We start from the raw sequence: 17238 nt of genomic DNA, 5'->3' as shown, positions 1-17238 counted from the left end.
GGATCTCCGGAGTGGTGTGGTTCCCGATCTGACGAAGCGGAGTCGACGCTGAACGGCCTTTCCGCCAGCCGCGCCCAATCGACTGAAGCAAACAGAGAGCAGACTGGCCAGTTCGGTCAGTTGAAGAATCTTAAGCTGACATTCGCGCCTAGTTAACGTCGCTGCCGGTCCTCGACTCTGAAGCGGCGTTCGTCGTATTCCAATTACAAAGAACCTCTCACGTGGCTTCTTGGCCGAACCGAGTCGACGCAGGGCCTAGACGAGGGCGCCCCGCTGGTTGGCATTCGAAGCATCCACAAAGTGGCGGGCAGTTCATTAGTGAGGCTGCTATGACAATCGGCGATAAGCCTTCGACGCATGTAATTTTCAACATGTCCGCTGCTGGGAGCGTCAGGCAGGCATTCAGCCGGATCGGTCGCCACGAACACGTCCTCGGTTTTCCTGACAATCTCAGTTTCGGCCCGATCGATCCGCCGAGCGCGCGTTTGCGGCATGCCTGGATCGAGAATGAACTCGGTTTGGACTTTGGGGAGGTCATCCAAATGGCCGATCAGTTTTGGGCCGAGGCCGCTTCTTCAGCCGCTCTTCCGGTTGTCTGGGTGTCCCGACTCGACGCCGCAGAATATTCTGGCTTTCTCGAATTCGTCTGGCGAAGGGGCGCCGCGCCATTCCGGGTCATTGTTTTCACCGGTCTCGAATACGCCAATAACGGCGGGACCATCATCGCCGCAGCATCTCTTGGTCTCGTTCCGCCGGATCATATCGTCGAGGCTCGATTATTCGATCGGCAGAAGGTATTGCGGCCGGACAAAATCGAGGTCTTCCGGGAGATGTGGCGCCGGCTCAGGCAGGAGAATGCTCCGCTCCGGGTCGTTGACGAGACCGGGCTCGTGTCCGCGCCAATCACCCACTTCGACGACGCTATCGTTTCTTGCACAAGCTGCGATTGGCAGAAAGGAGCGCTCGTCGTTGCAACCACGATGTCAAAGCTGAACGCTCGCCCGCTTGACCGATGGCCCAGCGATCTTTTGCTGTGGGCGCGCGTTCGGGCGCTCGGAGAGGCAGGCATCCTGGAGATCACGGGAGACGGAACGGAGATGCGGAGCACCCTTGTCCGCCGCAGTGAGGCCCCGCCTCGCTAAATGCCTCGCTGGTGGATCGAATCTAACGCTCGATGCCCGCGCCGTACTGCGGCAATGATTTTGTTGGGATCGGCTCTCCATATGAATGGCTGGGACTGCTGATTTCGCTCGTCGAGGAAGAGCTCGATTGCGGCTTGAAGGTCGGTGACCGACCGAAAGACGCCGCGCTTCTGTCTGCGCTTTGTGAGGGTCGCGAAGAAGCCCTCGACGGCGTTGAGGCACGAGGCGGATGTTGGCGTGAAATGGAATGTCCACCGCAGATGGGGGCCGAGCCAATGGCGGACTTTCGGATGCTTATGAGCTGCGTAATTGTCGAGAATGGCGTGGATCGTCTTTCCCGCCGGAACCTACTCCGCGATGGCGCTCAGAAAGCGGATGAACTCCTGATGGCGATGGCGCTGCATATTGCCACCGATCACCGTGGCGTCGAGCACCGCCTCAGCCCCGAGCGGCTTGATGCGTGAGGGGCGCGTCTTGTCGAGAAGCAAACTCTCGAACCCTTCCTCCATGTACCGCTCTTGCCAGCGCCAGACGCAAATTTTGGATTTGCCCGTTCGCCGCATGATCTCGTTCGTGCCGACGCCATCGGTGGTGAAAAGCACGATCTCAGCCCGCCAGACGTGCTTCTGCGGCGCGTTGCGGTCCCGGATGAGGGGCTTTGAGCCGACGAACATCGGCGGACCAAATGGAGAGAGTTCTCCCTGCGCGCATCGCGCAGACTCTCACATCCCGCGAGAGCCGGGTATCCCTTGTGGGACTCAAATGTCAGGTTCGATCCACTAGGTTGCCAAGGTGCCGGCTTAGGAACGTTGCGAGCTCGCAACATTTGGAGACAATCTGCTCGTGACCGACCAACGGGGCCCATCAAAAGCGAGCCCGAGAGCGCTCATGGATGTTGCTAGCTCGCAACATCCATGAGCTGTTCGCAGTTCACCGCCAGGATCGACGACGAATGTCCTCGAGGCGTTCGTCACGAGTCAAGTGGCCGTCAACGAAAACCTCGTCGAGCAGATTTTCCTCTCCCTCACGGCGCTCCTCCGCGCGAATGGTGCGAGGCGCGCCGTCCCTGAGGACCAGCGCGAGGCGGCCTTTCTTCGATGCCTTGCCGGGATCGCCGATCGGCCGCTTGAACACATCGATCCATTCACCGCCGATGCGGACGGCGCTCGTCTTCATCGCGAATTTGAGCGTGTCCCGATCGAGCTTCTGCAGCAGCCCGCCGCCCATGCCGAATGCGATATTGTCCGCTGCGAAACCTTTCGCGCGCAGATTGGCGAGGATCGCGGCGATCGAGAGTTCGTCGACGCCGTCGCCCTGAATGACGCGGACGTAATCCGGTAGCACGCGAAACCCTTTGGAGTTGGTCCCGGCGCCGAATTTCTCGGCGAGGATTTCGACGATCTCCACCGGAGTCGTGGTCGGATCGCCGGAGTCGGGACGCACCACCAGCGTTCCGCCCGTTTCGCGAACCTGCGAGGCGAGGCTGCCGCCCCAAATCTCCGCCGTCGCGTGATAGACGTCATAGCTGTCGGAGACGACCGCGACGACCTTTCCCGCGCCGCCGAAATTGCGCAGCATATTGGCGTAGGCGTCGGTCTCGCGCTCGCGGCCCCATGAGGTAATCGTCGAATGTTCCGCCGCCGGGATCGAGAAGCCGGCCATGGGCTCGCGATAGACGCGCCGCGCCAGGGCGAGCGCCGCGAGCGTGTCAGTGCCACGAAAATTGACGAGATGGGCGAGGCCGCCGATCGAAGCGCTCTCGCTGCTCGAGGCGCCGCGCGCGCCGAAATCATGCAAAGCGAAAACCAAACGCCCCTGTGGCGCGTCCGAAGTCTCACGCCAGGCGGCGTCGATGATCTTCTTCAAATGCCAGGAGCGCGTCGCCACCGTCGTAGGATACCAGACGGCGCGCAAAAGCGCGGTCTCGAGATAGGAGACGATCCATGGAACGCGCGGGTCCGTGTTGACGATCTGCACGAGCGCGTTTCCGGTCGGGAGCATGCTGCCCTCGCGAACCGCCTCGATACGCACGGGCATATGGCCGCCATGGGCGTTCAGCACATGGTCCCAACCGGCGCGATTGAAAGGCTCGCCATGCTCGAGCAGCATCTCTTCCGCCTCGTCTATGTCGGCGCGCGTGATCGGCTGCGTCAGCACATCCTTCAGATAGATCTGCAAGCCGAAGAACAGGCTCTGCGCAAAGGCGCCGCCGCGCGACTCGATATAGCTCGAGACCAATTCCGTCCCGGGCGGATATTGAAGAAAATGGCTGGCCTTGTAGCTGTCGGCGTCGAGAATTCTGCTGATGCGAGTCATGTCTGGAATCTCCTCCAGCTCGAAACCGGCGCCCGGACTCCCCGAACGCCAAAGTAAAAATCAGTCGATCAACGCGCCCGTCATCTCGCGGATGATGGCGGCGTGGTCCTCGAAAAACTGGTCGGCGCTCAGACGGCCGAGCTCGTGCCAGCATGCGCTCGCCGCATCGTCGTCGCCGCGAACCGAGAACATGGGCTTGCGCGCCGGAAGGTCGAAGAGAAAGGCCTGGGTCACGACACGGCCGCGCTCGGAGCGGTCGGGGTGGTCGAATAGCCGCGTCTTGGTCTCGTCGATGAAGGAGGCGAGCATGGCCGGAGGGATTTCGCCCTTCTGGTCGGAGATTTTGGTCTCCTCCTTCAATTCGCGCACAGCCGCGTCGCGAAAGCTCTCATTGGGATCGACATGGCCGCCGGGCAGGGCGAGCAGCCCAGCGCCGGGACGGCGAGCGCGCTCCACCAGGAGAATATGGCCCGACTGAACGACGACCGCATCGACGCAATTGATGAAGACAGGGTAGGGCGTCTTGCCCCAGGCGGCCTTGTAGTCGCGATAGAACTCGGTCTCCCCGACCAGCCATTTGAAGGCGTCTGTCAGCATGAAGCGGGTGAGAAACTCGCTGGTCTCCGCAGGACAGAGCGGCGCGTCGGGAATGCGCGGCGCGCGGCGCAAATAATCCTCGCGCAGATCGGTCGAATTGAGCGTGCCATGCTGCGTCCGCACATCGACCGCATCCCAATTGGGGAACATGCGCAGATAATAGGAAGACTTGTCCTTGCTGTGGCCGATGAGGCCGACCGAAGCTCGTTCCGAGCTGCCGTCCTCGGCGATGGCCTCGTCGACGCTGCGCTGGACATGGGCGATCCAGGCACGATCGTTGTAGAGAAAATCTGGCAGCGGCCGCACGAGAATGCGATCGCGCGCAGCTTCGATCGCGCCGCGGGCGGCCAGGATCGTGTCGCGCCGCTCCTCATAGGTGAAAGGGTTGCGCGGCGACCGCGCCGCATTCGACGAGCCGACCAGCACGATGAGCTTGCGCCCAGCGGCGAGCGCCTGGCGCATGACATGGAGATGGCCATTGTGAAGGGGCTGAAAACGCCCGATGAACACGAGATAATCGTGTTTTTGCGCCGATGCGCTCATGTTCAGGTCTCCCCTGAAAGATTTCGATGTCTCGGACTCCCCGTGACATGCGGAACTTAGGCGTAGGCTAGGGCGGCCGTCAATGACCTTGTCGCGACCAGCCTCTCGGCTCGATCATCGCGCGGCAAAGCGACGACCCAGCTCCGGAGAACGAATTCCATCGTGGGCGCATCGTCGGTTCGGTCGCTGTTGGTCGAGCCGCGGTTGACCACGTATGCGCTACGCTATATTCTCCTAAAGACAACCGAGGCGCCGATGAAAGCCCCATCTTCGCACGAGACCGCCTTCCGCGACGCCACGAGCGCCGACCATTTGCGCGAGGCGTTTCTCCGTCGCTCCATGGACACCATCACGCGGATTGCCGCGCATGCCGATCTGAAAATACTCTCTGAAGCGCTCGCCGCCTCGACCGGTTTCGGCACTCTCGCGCGCGTGCTGGCGGACACCGCGACCACCGAAGCCTCGCTTGTCGATCTGGACCCGCTCGCCCCGCTCGTGGCGCGGAACGCGGAACATCGCGTCCAGATCCTCGACGCCGCTGGAGGCACGCTTTCCTCGACCGAGGTCGCGCAACAGCTCGGAGTCAGCCGGCAGGCGATCGAAAAGCGCCGTCGCGCCAATGCGCTGCTCGCCGTGCGCATGGGCGGCGATTGGCGCTATCCGCGTTGCCAGTTCGACGAGGCCAAGGGGACGGTTGTCGCCGGGCTGCCGAAGCTTCTCGACGTCTTCGCCAAAGCCGGTCCTTGGGTCGCGATGGATTTTCTGTTGGCGCCCGACGAAGCTCTCGGAAACGAGACGCCGATGCAAAGGCTGCGGCGTGAGGGACTGACCCCAGAGCTGGAACGTCTGGCCCGGGTCGAGCAAGGCGACGGCTTCGCGTGAGCCCGGTCCGAGGCCCTTCGGGTGTCGCGGCTTTCCCGGCAGCTACTCTCGCCACTGCAGCGCTACCGATCGAGGTTCTGCCAGCTCGGATGGAGCTCCACCGCGTCCATCGAACGGAGCATCAACCGATATTCTTCGGTCCAGGTCCGGGAGAGCCGCCGACCTATCGTTTCGACAGCGCTTCCGGCTCATTTGGCGTGCTTTATGTAGCCTTTCACTTCGCCGGCGCGCTGGTCGAGACCTTGTTACGCAATCCACGCAGGAAAATGGTCGCTCAAGCCGACATCGAAGCGCGTGCTTCGAGCGTCGTGCGCTGTCGGCGAGCACTCCGTATTGTACAGTTGCACAGCGCCGGGCTACAGATTCTCGGCCTCGACAATTCCATCTCGACGGGACCTTATGAGCCTTGCGGCGCCTGGGCCGACGCGCTGTGGGCGCATCCTGGCGCACCGGATGGCCTCGCCTTCCGCTCACGGCACGATCCCGACCAGATATGCCTAGCGATTTTCGAGCGGGCAGGGGCCCGCTTTGACGCCGAACCAGCCGTGCGGCTCGTCGACCAGCTTCCCGAAGTCGCCAATATCCTCGGTGCCTACGGAAAATCGCTCGCGCCGACGCCGCGCTGACAAAGAAAGGGAGAGGCCGGTAGTCTTTGCCACGCTCGAGGCGCGTCTTGCCAAATCGGCCGAAGTTCACTCCGGTGCTGAGAGACCCGCGCGGAACGCAATCTGGCGAGGTCACCGCAGCCGCTCGGACGCTCTCGACGGCTATGATTAACTGAACGGTTGAAGACAGGTTCTACAGGGACCATCGGCGGCGCTCGATCCGCCGAGGCGCCGCACAAATAGCCGCCTTTCTAGCTTTTGCAGGCGAGTTCGAGGCCTTCGTCTCGTCCCCGGCCAAGCGGAATGGTCAGGCGCGGCCAAAAGGAGCGGGCTCTTCGATCTCGAAAATGGCTGTTTCGCCCGCAAATTCTCGGACATCGAAATCCGCACGATCGGCGCTTTCAACGGGGAGCTACCAATCAAATCGCCGCGAGGAATCGGCTCGCGTCAAGCGCCGAGCGCCCTTCTGACGGTTTCTGGCTCCCTTGCAGTCGCGCGCAGCAACCTGGCGGTCGGGGTCATTGAACCTGTTCCCATTTACGATAACCGGACAGCTGATGCCCATGAAGAGAGCCATATCCACCTGCGTCAGCCCGGCATGTTCGCGCAGCTCGCGCGGATCAAAGGGAGCATAAACGACTGCCGGCCCTTTGCCCCTCATGTCCGCCAGAGCTTCGTAAACGCGCAACCACCGGGCGTTCGCGAGGTGGGGAGAGCGCAGGCGGCTTTCCGACCGAACCAGCGATAGCGGTTGTGCGCGACGAGGCGATAGAGCGCATCGGCGACGAAGCGTAGCAGCAGGCGGGCGAGAGGGGCGGCGCGCGCCGGTCCGCGCAATTGCCGGGCGAGCGCGAGCAGCGCCTCGGAGTCCTTCATGAGGCGGCCGTTCTCGATGAAGAGGAAACTCTCGGGCGCGTCCGGATCGATATCCGCCTTTCGCGCCAAAGCGCGCCCTTCCTCGGATTGTATCGCGACGAAGCGGATGGACCGCGTGATCTCATTTGCGAGAACATAGCGAACTGTCCAGTCGCAGAGGGCGCAGACGCCGTCATAGACGAAGATCGGCGCATCCTCTGGCGTCTCCGTCAGCGAGCCCTTGTAATGCACGACATGGCCGACGATCGGAAAGACGACGTCTATGTCGAAGGCGAAGCGCTCGCCCTCTGCGCTCTCGAAACATTCGATCATCGGCGTCGTCGCTCGCGGCAGCGGGATTTTCAGCAGGCGCCATTCGGCCAGCGACCAGCGCAGGCCGGCGGGCGAGGCGGTGAGATCGAAATAGAGATCGAAGGGGCCGAAATGCTCGATCAGGCGCCCGTCCGGCGCCGCCTGCATGACGCTCTCATAGCACCGCCCGGCGAAATCGCGCCGCCAGAATTCCCGTTTTCCAGGGAGCGGCGTGAAGCGGACATGTGTCTCGACGTTCTCGCCCGTCGCCGGAAGACCGGCGACGAAGGAGAGCAAAGCGGTGCCGAGGCTTCGGCTCTTTGTGGACACTTTCGCGCGGCCGCCGGTGAAGAGCTCGCGCTTGAGCGTGTGGAAATGGCGGACGGGCGCGGGCAGGAGATCGAAACGCTCGGCGAGCAGTTCTCGGAAGAGAGTGGTCATGTCCATCTCCATCTTTTTCAAAATTGCGGCTTGGCGACCATCAGCCAGAAGATAGCGATCATCGCGGTGAAGGCCGGCCAGCCGAGCGCGAACCACCAGCGAAAATATGTTCTATAGATCGGCGGCAGCGGCGCGTCTTTTTCGAAACAATGCTCGGCGATGCGCGCCATGCGGATTTGCAGCCACACGACCGGCAGCCAGCAGGCGCCGACGAAGAGATAGAGCGCGACAGCCGCGAGCAGCCAGGGCGTATCGAGCGGCCAGCCCTGATCCAATGCGAGCAGCACGCCGGTGACAGGCTGCACGATGACGGCGGGCGTCGTGAACAGCCAATCGGCGAGCACGACATTTCTGTTGCCGACGACGATGGCGCGCAGATCGCCGCGCATATTGCTCGCGAGGCCGTGAAAGGCCGTGCCCAGTCCCGTGCCGAACAGAATCGTCGAGCTGACGATATGAGCCGTCTTCAGAGTGAGCGGATCGAGCATGGGTCAGGCCTCCAATGCGATCATGACGAGGATCGCGGCGGCGATCGGCAGATTCTTGAGGAGCGGCGCGAAAGGATGCAGCCAATAATCGGATGGCAGGCGCGTCGCGATGATGGTGAAGGCGAGCATTGTCGAAAGCTGCGCGGCGCCGACGAGGGCAGGGCGCCAGCGCAGCAGCAACAGCACGCCGAGCAGGAGATCGACCGCCGCGCCGCCATAGAGCGCAAAGTCGGCGAGCGCGTCGTGAACGCCGATCTCGGCGAGCAGCGCATAGCTCTTCTCCTGCGGATAGAGTCCGAAGGAGAGAAGGCCCGTCGCGGTCCACAACAGGCCGAGGCTCCAGCGCAGCACGGGCGGCAGGAAGAACAGTCGCGCCGCCCGCCTGTCCGCCTCGCACGCCGGCTCCAGCGCCAGAGCGTCGTGAATGCGCCGCGGCGGCCGGCCGAGCGCCGCGGTCATCGGCGCGCAATCGGCGACATTGCCGCGCGAGAGAAGCTTTATCACCTCGCGATTGAGCGGGCCGGTCGACACGCGCCCGCCGATCGACGCTGCAAGCAGAAACAGGCGGTAGGGCACGCGAAAGAAAGCTGTCGGTTTCAGGCCGAGCCATTCGCGCAATAGCGCGAGCAGCGCATCCGTCGTCATCGGCTCCGGGCCGACGACATCGAGGCGACGCGGCGAGGGTGCGCCTTCCGCGATGCGCGCCGCGACTTCGGCGAGATCGCCGACATGCACGGGCTGAAAGCGCCATGCGCCGTCGCCGAAGCTCGGCAGACAGGGCAGGACGGCGGTGGCGAGCAGCCAGCGCGTGCTGGCGCCGCCGCGGCCGACGACGAGCGACGGTCGCAATATGCCCCAATCGAGGCGCGCGCCTTCTGGATCGAGCGCCGCGAGCGTTTCCTCCGCGATTGCCTTGCTACGCTGATAGAGCGTCTCGCCGTCGCTCTCGACGCCGAGCGCCGAGATGTGAATGAGTCGCGCGACGCCAGCGGCGAGGCAGGCGCGAAAGAGATTGCAGGCGCCCTCCGCATGGACGGCCGCCATTCTGTTGGCGCCGTCGTCGCGGACGAGCCCGGCGCAATTGACGACGATCTCGAAGCTCGCGACCTTGTCGCGAAGCCGCGCTTCGCTGTCGCGCGCGAGATCGACCTCGCGGCCCGAGGCCGCGACGACTTTATGGCCGCGGTCGCGAAGCCGGCCGGCGATATGCCGTCCGATGAATCCGCTGCCGCCGATGATGAGAATGCGGGCCAAGATCGCTCTCCTCGGCAATGGGGCGAAAAAGCATCGCCTTCGGGAGACCTATGGGCAAAGGCGGCGCCACTGAATAGCTGTCTGTTTTTATGTCATATTAATGGGGTTGCTATAAACGTTAGAGACAGATTTCATTGAACTGCCTATAAACTGAGGATACAGTCGGGCGATGACGCCGAGCCTGCTGTTCACCCTCTCCATCTCGACGACCTTCCTGTCGAGCGTCGCACTTTCGGCGTTTCTCCTGGCTCGAGCCGGCGCGGCGCCGGGCGCTAAGCAGCTCGCGGCCTTCGTCGTGATCGTCGGGCTCTTCGCCCTCGGCTTGATCCTGCCCGAGCGCATCGGCGCGGCTTCGATGGCGCTGGCGCCGCTCGGCTCGGCTATGGCGGTCGATTTCGCGATCCGGCTGACGGGGCAGGGCGCGCGCAAGCTTCCGATCGTCCATGCGCTCGGCGCCGGCGCGACCCTATTGCTTTTCGTCTTCGGCGCCGGCGCCTTTTTCGAAACACATGCAGGCCTGCGTGGTTTTCGCTATGAGGGCGTCGGCCTCTTCGGCGTCGCCGTGGCGATCGGCCTCGCCACCTATGGCAATGGGCTGATGGCCTTCGCCCTGCGCCGCGCCGAGGGCAAGCGCCGCCGCGAGATCGCGATCGTTCTCGTCTCCTCGCTCGTCGGCCTGTCGACCGTCGTCTCCTTCGCGCCGCCGCTGTTCGGCGTGGCGGTCGCGCCCTGGTCCATTCTCGCTCTGCCGATTTATCCGGCGCTGCTCGTCTTCGGGATACTGCGCTACGAGCTGATGGCCGCCAATGTCTGGGCGCGGCGCGCCGCTGCCTATGCGCTCATTCTGCTGTTCGCCGCCGCCGTCGCCGGATTGCTCGCCGCCGCGCCCTTGAGCTTCATCGCGCGGTCCATGGATTTCGTATCCCTGTGGCTCGTCGTCGCCACGGCCATGGCGCTGACCTTTGCTTTCGGCGAGCCCATTCGCCGGGCGGCGGATCGGCTCGTCTACGCCGGCCCGGAGATTTCCGCCGAGATGATCGCGTTATGGCGTGGCGAACTCGCCGGCGCGGATAGGCCGTCCGAGGCGATGGAAATTGCGCGCACGCATTTGCGCGCCGCCATGCGCCCCTTCGTCGATGTGACTCTTTCCAGCGAAGGGCCGGAGCCGGCGCTTCGCTGCGCCAATGACGGCGGCAAATGGGAGGCGACGCTCACGGGTTTCGAGGATTCCCCGCCCGGCGCGCGCCGCCTCGCCATTGTCTACGCCGATGTTCTGACGCAGAGCCTGGACGACATCGACCGCCGAAGAAGCCGCGCCGAGAGCGAGTGGCTCGCCGAGCTCGGAATGCTCGCATCGACGATCGCGCATGATCTGCGCAATCCGCTCAATATCGTAAATATGGCGGCCGCCGCCGCGCCGGCGGAGACGCGCGCCGAGATCATCGAGCAGACGCGGCGCATGAATCGTCTCGTCGCCGAATTGCTCGACTACGCCAAGCCGTGGAAGATCGAACCGGCCGATATCGATCTCGCCGCGGCCTTCGGCAATGTCGAGACCCACATCGCGAGCGATGCGCATTTGCGCGCCGATCCGTTTCGCTTCGCCCAAGCGATGGACAATCTCATCGCCAATGCGCGCGCCGCCGGCGGCCGCGTCGCCATCTTCGTGGAGGCGACGCGCGAGGCGACGCTCGTCCATGTCTGCGACGACGGCCCCGGCGTGCCGGAGGACATCAAGGACAGGCTATTTCATCCCTTCGTCTCGCGTTCGAGCGAAGGCACGGGCCTCGGCCTCGCCATCGTCGCCAAGATCATGGCGGCGCATGGCGGCGCGGTCGCGCTCGGCGCGCGCGAGGGCTTTTCAACCTGCGTCACTTTGAGGTTTCCGAAATGAGCGGCGAGACGATCCTCGTCGTCGACGACGAACCCGCCTTCGCCCGCGTCGCCGGCGCCTTTCTGACCCGCGAAGGCTATGATGTCGTCACGGCGAAGGACGCGGCTTCAGCGCGCGAAATCTTCGCGCAGGCGCGGCCCGATCTCGTGCTTCTCGATCTCGTCATGCCGCCGGAGCGCACGCCCGAGGCTGGCCTGTCGCTGCTGCCGGATTTTTCGAGCGCGGTCGTCGTCGTGCTGACGGCGCATAGCGAGCATGAGCTGGCGCTGCGCGCCGTCGCGCTCGGCGCCTGGGATTTTCTCGCCAAGCCCGTGGAGCCGGAGCTGTTGCTTTTCTGCGCCCGGCGCGCGCTCGCCAAAGCGGCGCTGGAGCGAGAAATTGCGCGGTTGCGCGCGGAGAAAGTGAGGTCCTACGACGGTCTGATCGGCAATGGCATCGCAATGGCGCACGTCAAGGATATGATCCGCCGCATCGGCCCGGCCGAGCTTCCCGTGATGATCCTCGGACCCACCGGCTCCGGCAAGGAGCTCGTCGCGGGCGCGCTGCACCGGGCGAGCGCGCGTCGCGGGCCTTTCGTCTCGATCCATTGCGGCGCGATTCCCGCCGAGCTGATCGAGAGCGAATTATTCGGCCATCTCAAAGGCGCATTCACCGGCGCCCATGCCGATCGACCCGGCCTCGTCGCGACGGCGCGCGGCGGAACTCTGCTTCTCGACGAGGTCGGCGAGGCGCCGCTTCCCTGCCAAGTGAAGCTGCTGCGCTTCCTGCAAGAAGGAAGTTTCACGCCCGTCGGGGGGCGCGAGGCGCGGCGCGCCGATGTGCGCATCGTCAGCGCGACGCATCGCGATTTGGAGACGATGATCGCGTCCGGCGCCTTTCGCGAAGATCTCTATTACAGGCTGCGCGGCGTCGTCATTCGCACGCCCGCGCTGGACGAGCGGCGCGAAGATCTGGGCCTTCTCGCCGCGCATTTCCTCGCGCAGGCGGCAAAGAAGCGCAAATTGCGTTTTTCCCAGGACGCTCTCGCCTGGCTCGTCGCGCAGTCCTGGCCCGGCAATATCCGCGAGCTGAAAGCGACGATCGAATGCGCCGTCGCGCTGGCCGATCCGCAATCATCGACGATTTCCGCCGAGGATTTGAGCTTCGCGCGCGGCGGCGGAGTCTCTCTCGCGGCAGTCACCGTTTCGGAAACGCTTCCCGAGGCGCAGGAGAAATTGGAGCGCCGCATGATCGGCGCCGCGCTCACCGCCACGGATCACAATCACAGTGCCGCGGCCCGCCGCCTCGGCGTCTCCCGCGTAGGGCTTTTGAAGATGATGGCGAGGCTCGGGTTGCGATAGCTCGGCGTCATTTCACGGCGACGATATAGACGACATTCGTGGTGATCGCGTCGCAATGCTGCAGCCGCGCAAGATTTCTGGCGGCGCGTCAATCCAGCGCCCACCGGATTCGAGCACATGGACTATGCCGCTGATGATCCGGCTGTCATCGACTCGCGCCTTACCGCGTGTGTCTCCGCGGGACGGTGAGGTGCAATCATCGAAAACTGCGTGTCCGTCAGCCCGAACTGGTCGAGAATCATCGGCGCTTCCTTTCGGTTGCCGTGAATAATACCCGCCTCATGCAGCCGAGCGAGCGTGTGAGCAGAGCAGCAACCCCACGTCTTGCCCGACGTCGAAGGTCCCGAAATGCGCGCCGCGCTCCTCGATATCTCGATGACGTGCGGCGACTTGCTGACCAAGCACACAAACCGATGGAGGCCTACGCAATATTCAGTCCAAGCTCGATGCGCTTTTTCCGCGAAAGCCCTCGCGAGATCATCGAATGCGACTGGCGGATGTAGTCGCGCAGCGCTTCGTCCGAGAGGCCCGGCTCCGAGAAATGCTGAATCCATTTCATACCGCGCGAGCCGAGATAGGGCGCAGGACGCAAACCTGGCTGTTCCTTCAGAATTTCGTAGGCGATGTCACTGACCTTGAAAGTGAAGCGCGGCTCGCCCTCGTCCCACCCGCCGATCGCAAAAACCTTTCCTCCGACCTTCCAGACTTGCGATCCGCCCCACTGGACAACATGACTCGTCGCTACCAGCGCGCGGCAAAAGGCATTGTACTCGTCATATGTCATGCTCGTCGCCTTTCCCATGAGCGCGAACGGATTACATGCATCAAGAATATTCGCTTTGGAATTGCAGCGAACAGTATTTCCGCGACGCGCGCAGCCAGGCCGATCACGACACGCCGCGACACATCGGCTATCAACGCTGCGCTCATTCTAACAGAAGCTTTTTCGCCATCCACCTCATCCCTGCACATGGTCGATCAGCCGAGTGATAAGCGTCGATAGCCCAAATCCGTCCGACGCCTGCTCGCCGACCCATGATCCCAGCTTCAGCTCCTTAGCGTACGATTTGGCACAGATTCCACGATGACCCCAGCAACATTGCTGATAGTGAGCGCGAAGGGACAGCAACCAGCAAATTTTCATAGGCTCTGGCAAACAGTCGTGCTCCACATTGGATCCCAGTCGGCGTGAGCACTGGCTCCGAGCATCCTTGGCTAGAGCTGATAGACATAGGACTTGCTGACCTTGTGTCGCTTGGCAATATCGGCGACGGGAGCGCCGCTTTTGCGTTCCGCGCGTAACGCCTTGCGGAAAGCTACGAGTTCCTTACCGGACCGTCGGCTGCTGGTCCCGCCGGCAGAAGCGCGGGGAGCCTTTTTCTGCTTGCTCGGCCGAGACCCCTGCTTCTCTTCCGCCGCGAGGATCGCCTGCACGGTCTCGACGATCTTTTCTAACTGGCTAATTTGACGTTTGGTGAGCGGCATAGTTCACTCCCGAATCAGGTCGACGACAGCTACACGAACTTTGCAGCAACGCAAGTTTCTCCTCCGCGTCGCTTATAGCTTCCGGAATCGCATGGCCGGACGACCCCGGGAGTTCGATAGGAAGGCGGCGCACGAGGCTGCGCGCGCTCTATCTTGGGCGCGCGGCTATTAGGGCGCGTTTCGATGGCCGATCTGATGGCCGCTCGCGGCACCGCCTCGGCTCGCTGTTTCGCGAGGCGATCGGCGCTCTACGAGGCGCAAGAAGACGGTTTCGCCGACCGCGCCTCGCGCGGGGAGAAGGATATTCGGTCCATCTTGAGGAATATGTTTCGGGCTGCTTTCACGCGCTACACTATCGATCGGAGAGGCTACAATCATCGTCTCCGTCGCGACGAACTGCGCGCCGGAAAGCGCCGCCCTCGGCGCCTGGCTGCCCGAGCATCGCAAGGCCAAAGCCCAGTCGATCATCGAACGGCTGCGGCAAGCGAAGCATGCCGGCGAGGTCGCGGCCATGTCGATGAGGTCGCGCTCTAAAGACTGCTGCGTCGCCCTGCTTCACGGGCTGTCGGTGCAGGCCCGCGACGGCGTAGATGCGGATCGGCTCGACGTTATGGTAGAAGCGTTTCTCGAGGCGTTCGATCTGATGACGACATGGAGCCCCCAAATCGGTGACCGCGCGTCCAATCGAAAATCGTCCCACCAATGAAAGCGATCTTCGCGCCAATATGAAGCGCCCTCGTTACGCCAGACGGGAGAAAGCCTTGAGGCCTTTAGCCGAAGCCGACACCTCGGAGTTTCGCAACGTCCGCTTCGTGCTGACCGATATGGATGAGACCCTGACCTTTCGGGGCCGTCTCGGCGCCCGCACCTATGATGCGCTCGAACGCTTGCAGAGCGCGGGCGTGAAAGTGATCCCCGTTACCGCGGCGCCCGCTGGCTGGTGCGATCAGATGGCCCGGATGTGGCCGGTGGACGGCGTGATCGGGGAGAACGGCGGCTTCTTCTTCGAGAGGGCTGAAGGCCATGGCCTCGTGCGCACCTTTTGGCACGGCGCGGATGATCGGGCCGCCGTGTCGGGCCACCTCGCCGAGATCGCGCGAGATGTTCTTGCCTCCATTCCGGGCGCAACTTTCGCCGAGGATCAGCCCTTCCGGCTGACGAGTATCGCCTTCGCCCGACCGGAAGACCCTGATGCGCGCGCCGCAATCTCGTCGGCGATGCGTGCCGCTGGAGCCGACGTGACAGACAATAATCTGTGGGTGCTGGGATGGCTCGGAGGCTACGACAAGCTCGCCATGGCTCGTCGCGTTCTAGCGACAAGCTACGGCGTCGACATCGAAGTGGAGCGCGATGCAGTGCTCTATGTTGGGGATTCGATCAACGACGCGCCGATGTTCGACTTCTTCCGGCACACAGTCGGGGTCAGCACGGTCACGCGCGACCTTCCACAGATACCGACTCCTCCGACATGGATTAGCGGGGGGCCGGGGGGCGACGGCTTCGTCGAAGCCGCTGACGCGGTTTTGATGGCAAGGTCTCTGCCGTCACCGCCCTCTCGGAAGACTGCGGCCAACGGGTAGCGGGCACGCGACTTCGTTTCGGTAGGCATCGAATGAAGGACAGTCTCAGAGGGCGAAAGTCCTCTGGACGAGGCTCGCCCCGTGAGGCCATGGGTCCGATTTACATGATACAGCACGATGCTTCCGCACACCTTCACACGTAGGCTTCAAACCGGAGGATCTGTCGCCTTCCATCTCCACAAGTGCAAAGACATGGAGACACGGAACACGAGCAGTGGCGATCACAAGGCCGAAAAGAATTGGTTTGCGAGGCATCATCGAGTTCCGGATCTTTCTCCGCTCAAGCCCAAACCATCAATCAACACATCCACGATCGCGGATGCGTGAGACGCTGGTGGTATCCGCAGATCGAAAAGCGGTCGGGTTCGCGCGGGCGTAAAGCGCGGGTCGGCAAGCACGGCGCGTCATCGAGGTCTGGTCGAATCGACCGACTCCACCCATCGGCGCGAGTTGCCGCCGGCAGCGACAAGGGGAGGGGTCACGAGCGGCCGTCGCACCAAATCGGACGCCGAGCCCCCTCGTGAGGCTCTCGCTTTTTGTTTAATCGCCTTCACGACGAGATCGCAAGTTGGGTGTCGACGCCTGCCTACAACCCGCCCGCATCGACATTGCTGGAAAGCAATCGGTCGCAAAAGGCTCCCGACGCGTTTGCGGAGTCCAGGCGCTCGCGCCAGAGGCGTAGCAACGCGAGTGTAGAGGAAAATAGCATCGTGAATAGCATGACGGCGACGGTGCTTTCACGTATGTCTTCGATGCGCCAAACACGACCGGCGCCGTCGACCGAATCTCCGCCCGGTCCGATTAGCCACGGTGTCACATGAGTGAGACCGGCGCTCAGATAAAGCAAGACGGCCGCCGATCGAAACTCGCGATTTTGCGCACGGGCTGAATTCAGCGCCCGCTCTTGCCCACGCAGATAGAGAGCATAGGCCTGAAAGAACAGCCACGAAGTCGAGAACCACCCGAAAAAGTTGGAGATCGGCACACCGAAGAAGGCGCCACCCTTATGCCATATCCACGCTCCAGAGATGGTCGCGCTCGGCGCATCCATGACGACGTCCCATTGCGTCATCACGAAAGCCGCGACCAGGGGTAGGGCGATCACATTGCCTTTCTCGTTCAGCCGTGCGTCGGCGTGGTCGAGCAGGGCGCCGGCGACGACCCATGAGCAATATCCCATGCCGAACCATAGGCCGCCGACGACGAGCGGGATGACGCCGATCTGCGGTAGATCGGCGCCGACCGTGAAGTGATAGAGCCCGAACGGCAGACCCGTAACTACGCCGATGTTCTCGACGGTGAACGTTATAGCCGAGCAAATCAGGAGAAGTGCGACGGCGTGTCTGACGCCATAGGCATCGCACGCGATTCCGAATGCGCAGGAAATGGAGATCGCCGCGAGAATTTGAGCGAAAAGTGTGGCGCTCCACGCGAAAACGACAACGACGATGAGAAAAACAATTGTCGCGCTCCGAGCCCAAAAACGAAATTTCATGAGCATAGC

At 63.0% G+C, this 17238-nt stretch carries 14 protein-coding genes and 2 pseudogenes; 6 read left to right on the top strand and 10 right to left on the bottom strand.

The features are described 5' to 3' along the window. The first annotated feature begins 329 nt into the window (after positions 1–329). A complete protein-coding gene (locus tag K3F48_RS04490) occupies positions 330–1142 on the top strand; it encodes a DUF3658 domain-containing protein (RefSeq protein ID WP_222574219.1) in 813 nt (270 codons plus the stop codon). On the opposite strand, the pseudogene K3F48_RS04485 reads toward K3F48_RS04490, so the two are convergent. From K3F48_RS04485 to K3F48_RS04475, 3 genes and pseudogenes are all read right to left on the bottom strand, one after another. Then, a pseudogene (locus K3F48_RS04485) lies at positions 1139–1853 on the bottom strand (transposase). The gene K3F48_RS04490 and the pseudogene K3F48_RS04485 sit on opposite strands and share 4 nt — an antisense overlap. 219 nt (positions 1854–2072) lie before the next feature. Next, the gene (locus tag K3F48_RS04480) at positions 2073–3458 is read right to left on the bottom strand and encodes a nicotinate phosphoribosyltransferase (protein ID WP_222574218.1); all 1386 of its coding nucleotides are present in this window, start codon (positions 3456–3458) and stop codon (positions 2073–2075) included. 60 nt (positions 3459–3518) lie between these two features. After that, a complete protein-coding gene (locus K3F48_RS04475) occupies positions 3519–4598 on the bottom strand; it encodes a bifunctional nicotinamide-nucleotide adenylyltransferase/Nudix hydroxylase (RefSeq protein ID WP_222574217.1) in 1080 nt (359 codons plus the stop codon). 255 nt (positions 4599–4853) lie between these two features. Here K3F48_RS04475 and K3F48_RS04470 point away from each other — a divergent pair, with 255 nt between their 5' ends. Together K3F48_RS04470 and K3F48_RS04465 are read left to right on the top strand one after the other, a co-directional pair. Beyond that, the gene (locus K3F48_RS04470) at positions 4854–5480 is read left to right on the top strand and encodes a helix-turn-helix domain-containing protein (RefSeq protein ID WP_222574216.1); all 627 of its coding nucleotides are present in this window, start codon (positions 4854–4856) and stop codon (positions 5478–5480) included. Between the two features lie 89 nt (positions 5481–5569). Continuing rightward, on the top strand, positions 5570–6106 hold the full coding sequence (locus K3F48_RS04465; RefSeq protein WP_255608266.1) for an RES family NAD+ phosphorylase: 537 nt from the start codon (positions 5570–5572) through the stop codon (positions 6104–6106). 636 nt (positions 6107–6742) lie between these two features. Here K3F48_RS04465 and K3F48_RS04460 read toward each other — a convergent pair. Genes K3F48_RS04460 through K3F48_RS04450 form a run of 3 tightly spaced genes read right to left on the bottom strand, consistent with a single transcriptional unit; the run spans position 6743 to position 9435 of the window. Continuing rightward, complete coding sequence (locus K3F48_RS04460; RefSeq protein WP_255608264.1) at positions 6743–7693, bottom strand: DUF4166 domain-containing protein; 951 nt, start codon at positions 7691–7693, stop codon at positions 6743–6745. Between the two features lie 17 nt (positions 7694–7710). Further along, entirely contained in the window at positions 7711–8181 is a 471-nt protein-coding gene (locus K3F48_RS04455; protein WP_222574214.1) for a DUF2269 domain-containing protein, read from the bottom strand. A gap of 3 nt (positions 8182–8184) precedes the next feature. Next, the gene (locus tag K3F48_RS04450) at positions 8185–9435 is read right to left on the bottom strand and encodes an SDR family oxidoreductase (RefSeq protein WP_222574213.1); all 1251 of its coding nucleotides are present in this window, start codon (positions 9433–9435) and stop codon (positions 8185–8187) included. 169 nt (positions 9436–9604) lie between these two features. On the opposite strand from K3F48_RS04450, the gene K3F48_RS04445 reads away from it, so the two are divergent. After that, positions 9605–11329 carry a HAMP domain-containing sensor histidine kinase gene (locus K3F48_RS04445; protein WP_222574212.1) on the top strand — a complete coding sequence of 575 codons (1725 nt, stop codon included), beginning with the start codon at positions 9605–9607 and terminating at the stop codon, positions 11327–11329. Further along, positions 11326–12669 (top strand): sigma-54 dependent transcriptional regulator, encoded by a 1344-nt coding sequence (locus K3F48_RS04440; protein WP_222574211.1) that lies wholly within the window; start codon positions 11326–11328, stop codon positions 12667–12669. Before K3F48_RS04445 ends, K3F48_RS04440 begins: the two co-directional genes overlap by 4 nt. A 78-nt stretch (positions 12670–12747) precedes the next feature. Here the strand turns inward: K3F48_RS04440 and K3F48_RS24170 are convergent. The 3 genes and pseudogenes from K3F48_RS24170 to K3F48_RS04430 form a co-directional block, all read right to left on the bottom strand. Further along, a pseudogene (locus tag K3F48_RS24170) lies at positions 12748–12911 on the bottom strand (IS5/IS1182 family transposase); the annotation flags it as partial. Positions 12912–13090: 179 nt separating this feature from the next. Further along, the gene (locus K3F48_RS04435; RefSeq protein ID WP_222574210.1) at positions 13091–13453 is read right to left on the bottom strand and encodes an MmcQ/YjbR family DNA-binding protein; all 363 of its coding nucleotides are present in this window, start codon (positions 13451–13453) and stop codon (positions 13091–13093) included. A 431-nt stretch (positions 13454–13884) separates the two neighbouring features. After that, complete coding sequence (locus tag K3F48_RS04430; protein ID WP_222574209.1) at positions 13885–14154, bottom strand: hypothetical protein; 270 nt, start codon at positions 14152–14154, stop codon at positions 13885–13887. Between the two features lie 668 nt (positions 14155–14822). Here K3F48_RS04430 and K3F48_RS04425 point away from each other — a divergent pair. Then, a complete protein-coding gene (locus K3F48_RS04425; protein ID WP_370631352.1) occupies positions 14823–15734 on the top strand; it encodes an HAD-IIB family hydrolase in 912 nt (303 codons plus the stop codon). 586 nt (positions 15735–16320) lie between these two features. On the opposite strand, the gene K3F48_RS04420 is transcribed toward K3F48_RS04425, so the two are convergent. After that, a complete protein-coding gene (locus K3F48_RS04420; RefSeq protein WP_222574208.1) occupies positions 16321–17229 on the bottom strand; it encodes a carotenoid biosynthesis protein in 909 nt (302 codons plus the stop codon). Positions 17230–17238 lie beyond the last annotated feature (9 nt).

The sequence above is a fragment of the Methylosinus sp. Sm6 genome (assembly GCF_019802345.1).
GTDB lineage: Bacteria > Pseudomonadota > Alphaproteobacteria > Rhizobiales > Beijerinckiaceae > Methylosinus.
The sequence above is the reverse complement of the archived record's forward strand: the minus strand, read 5'-3'. Positions and strand labels throughout refer to the sequence as shown.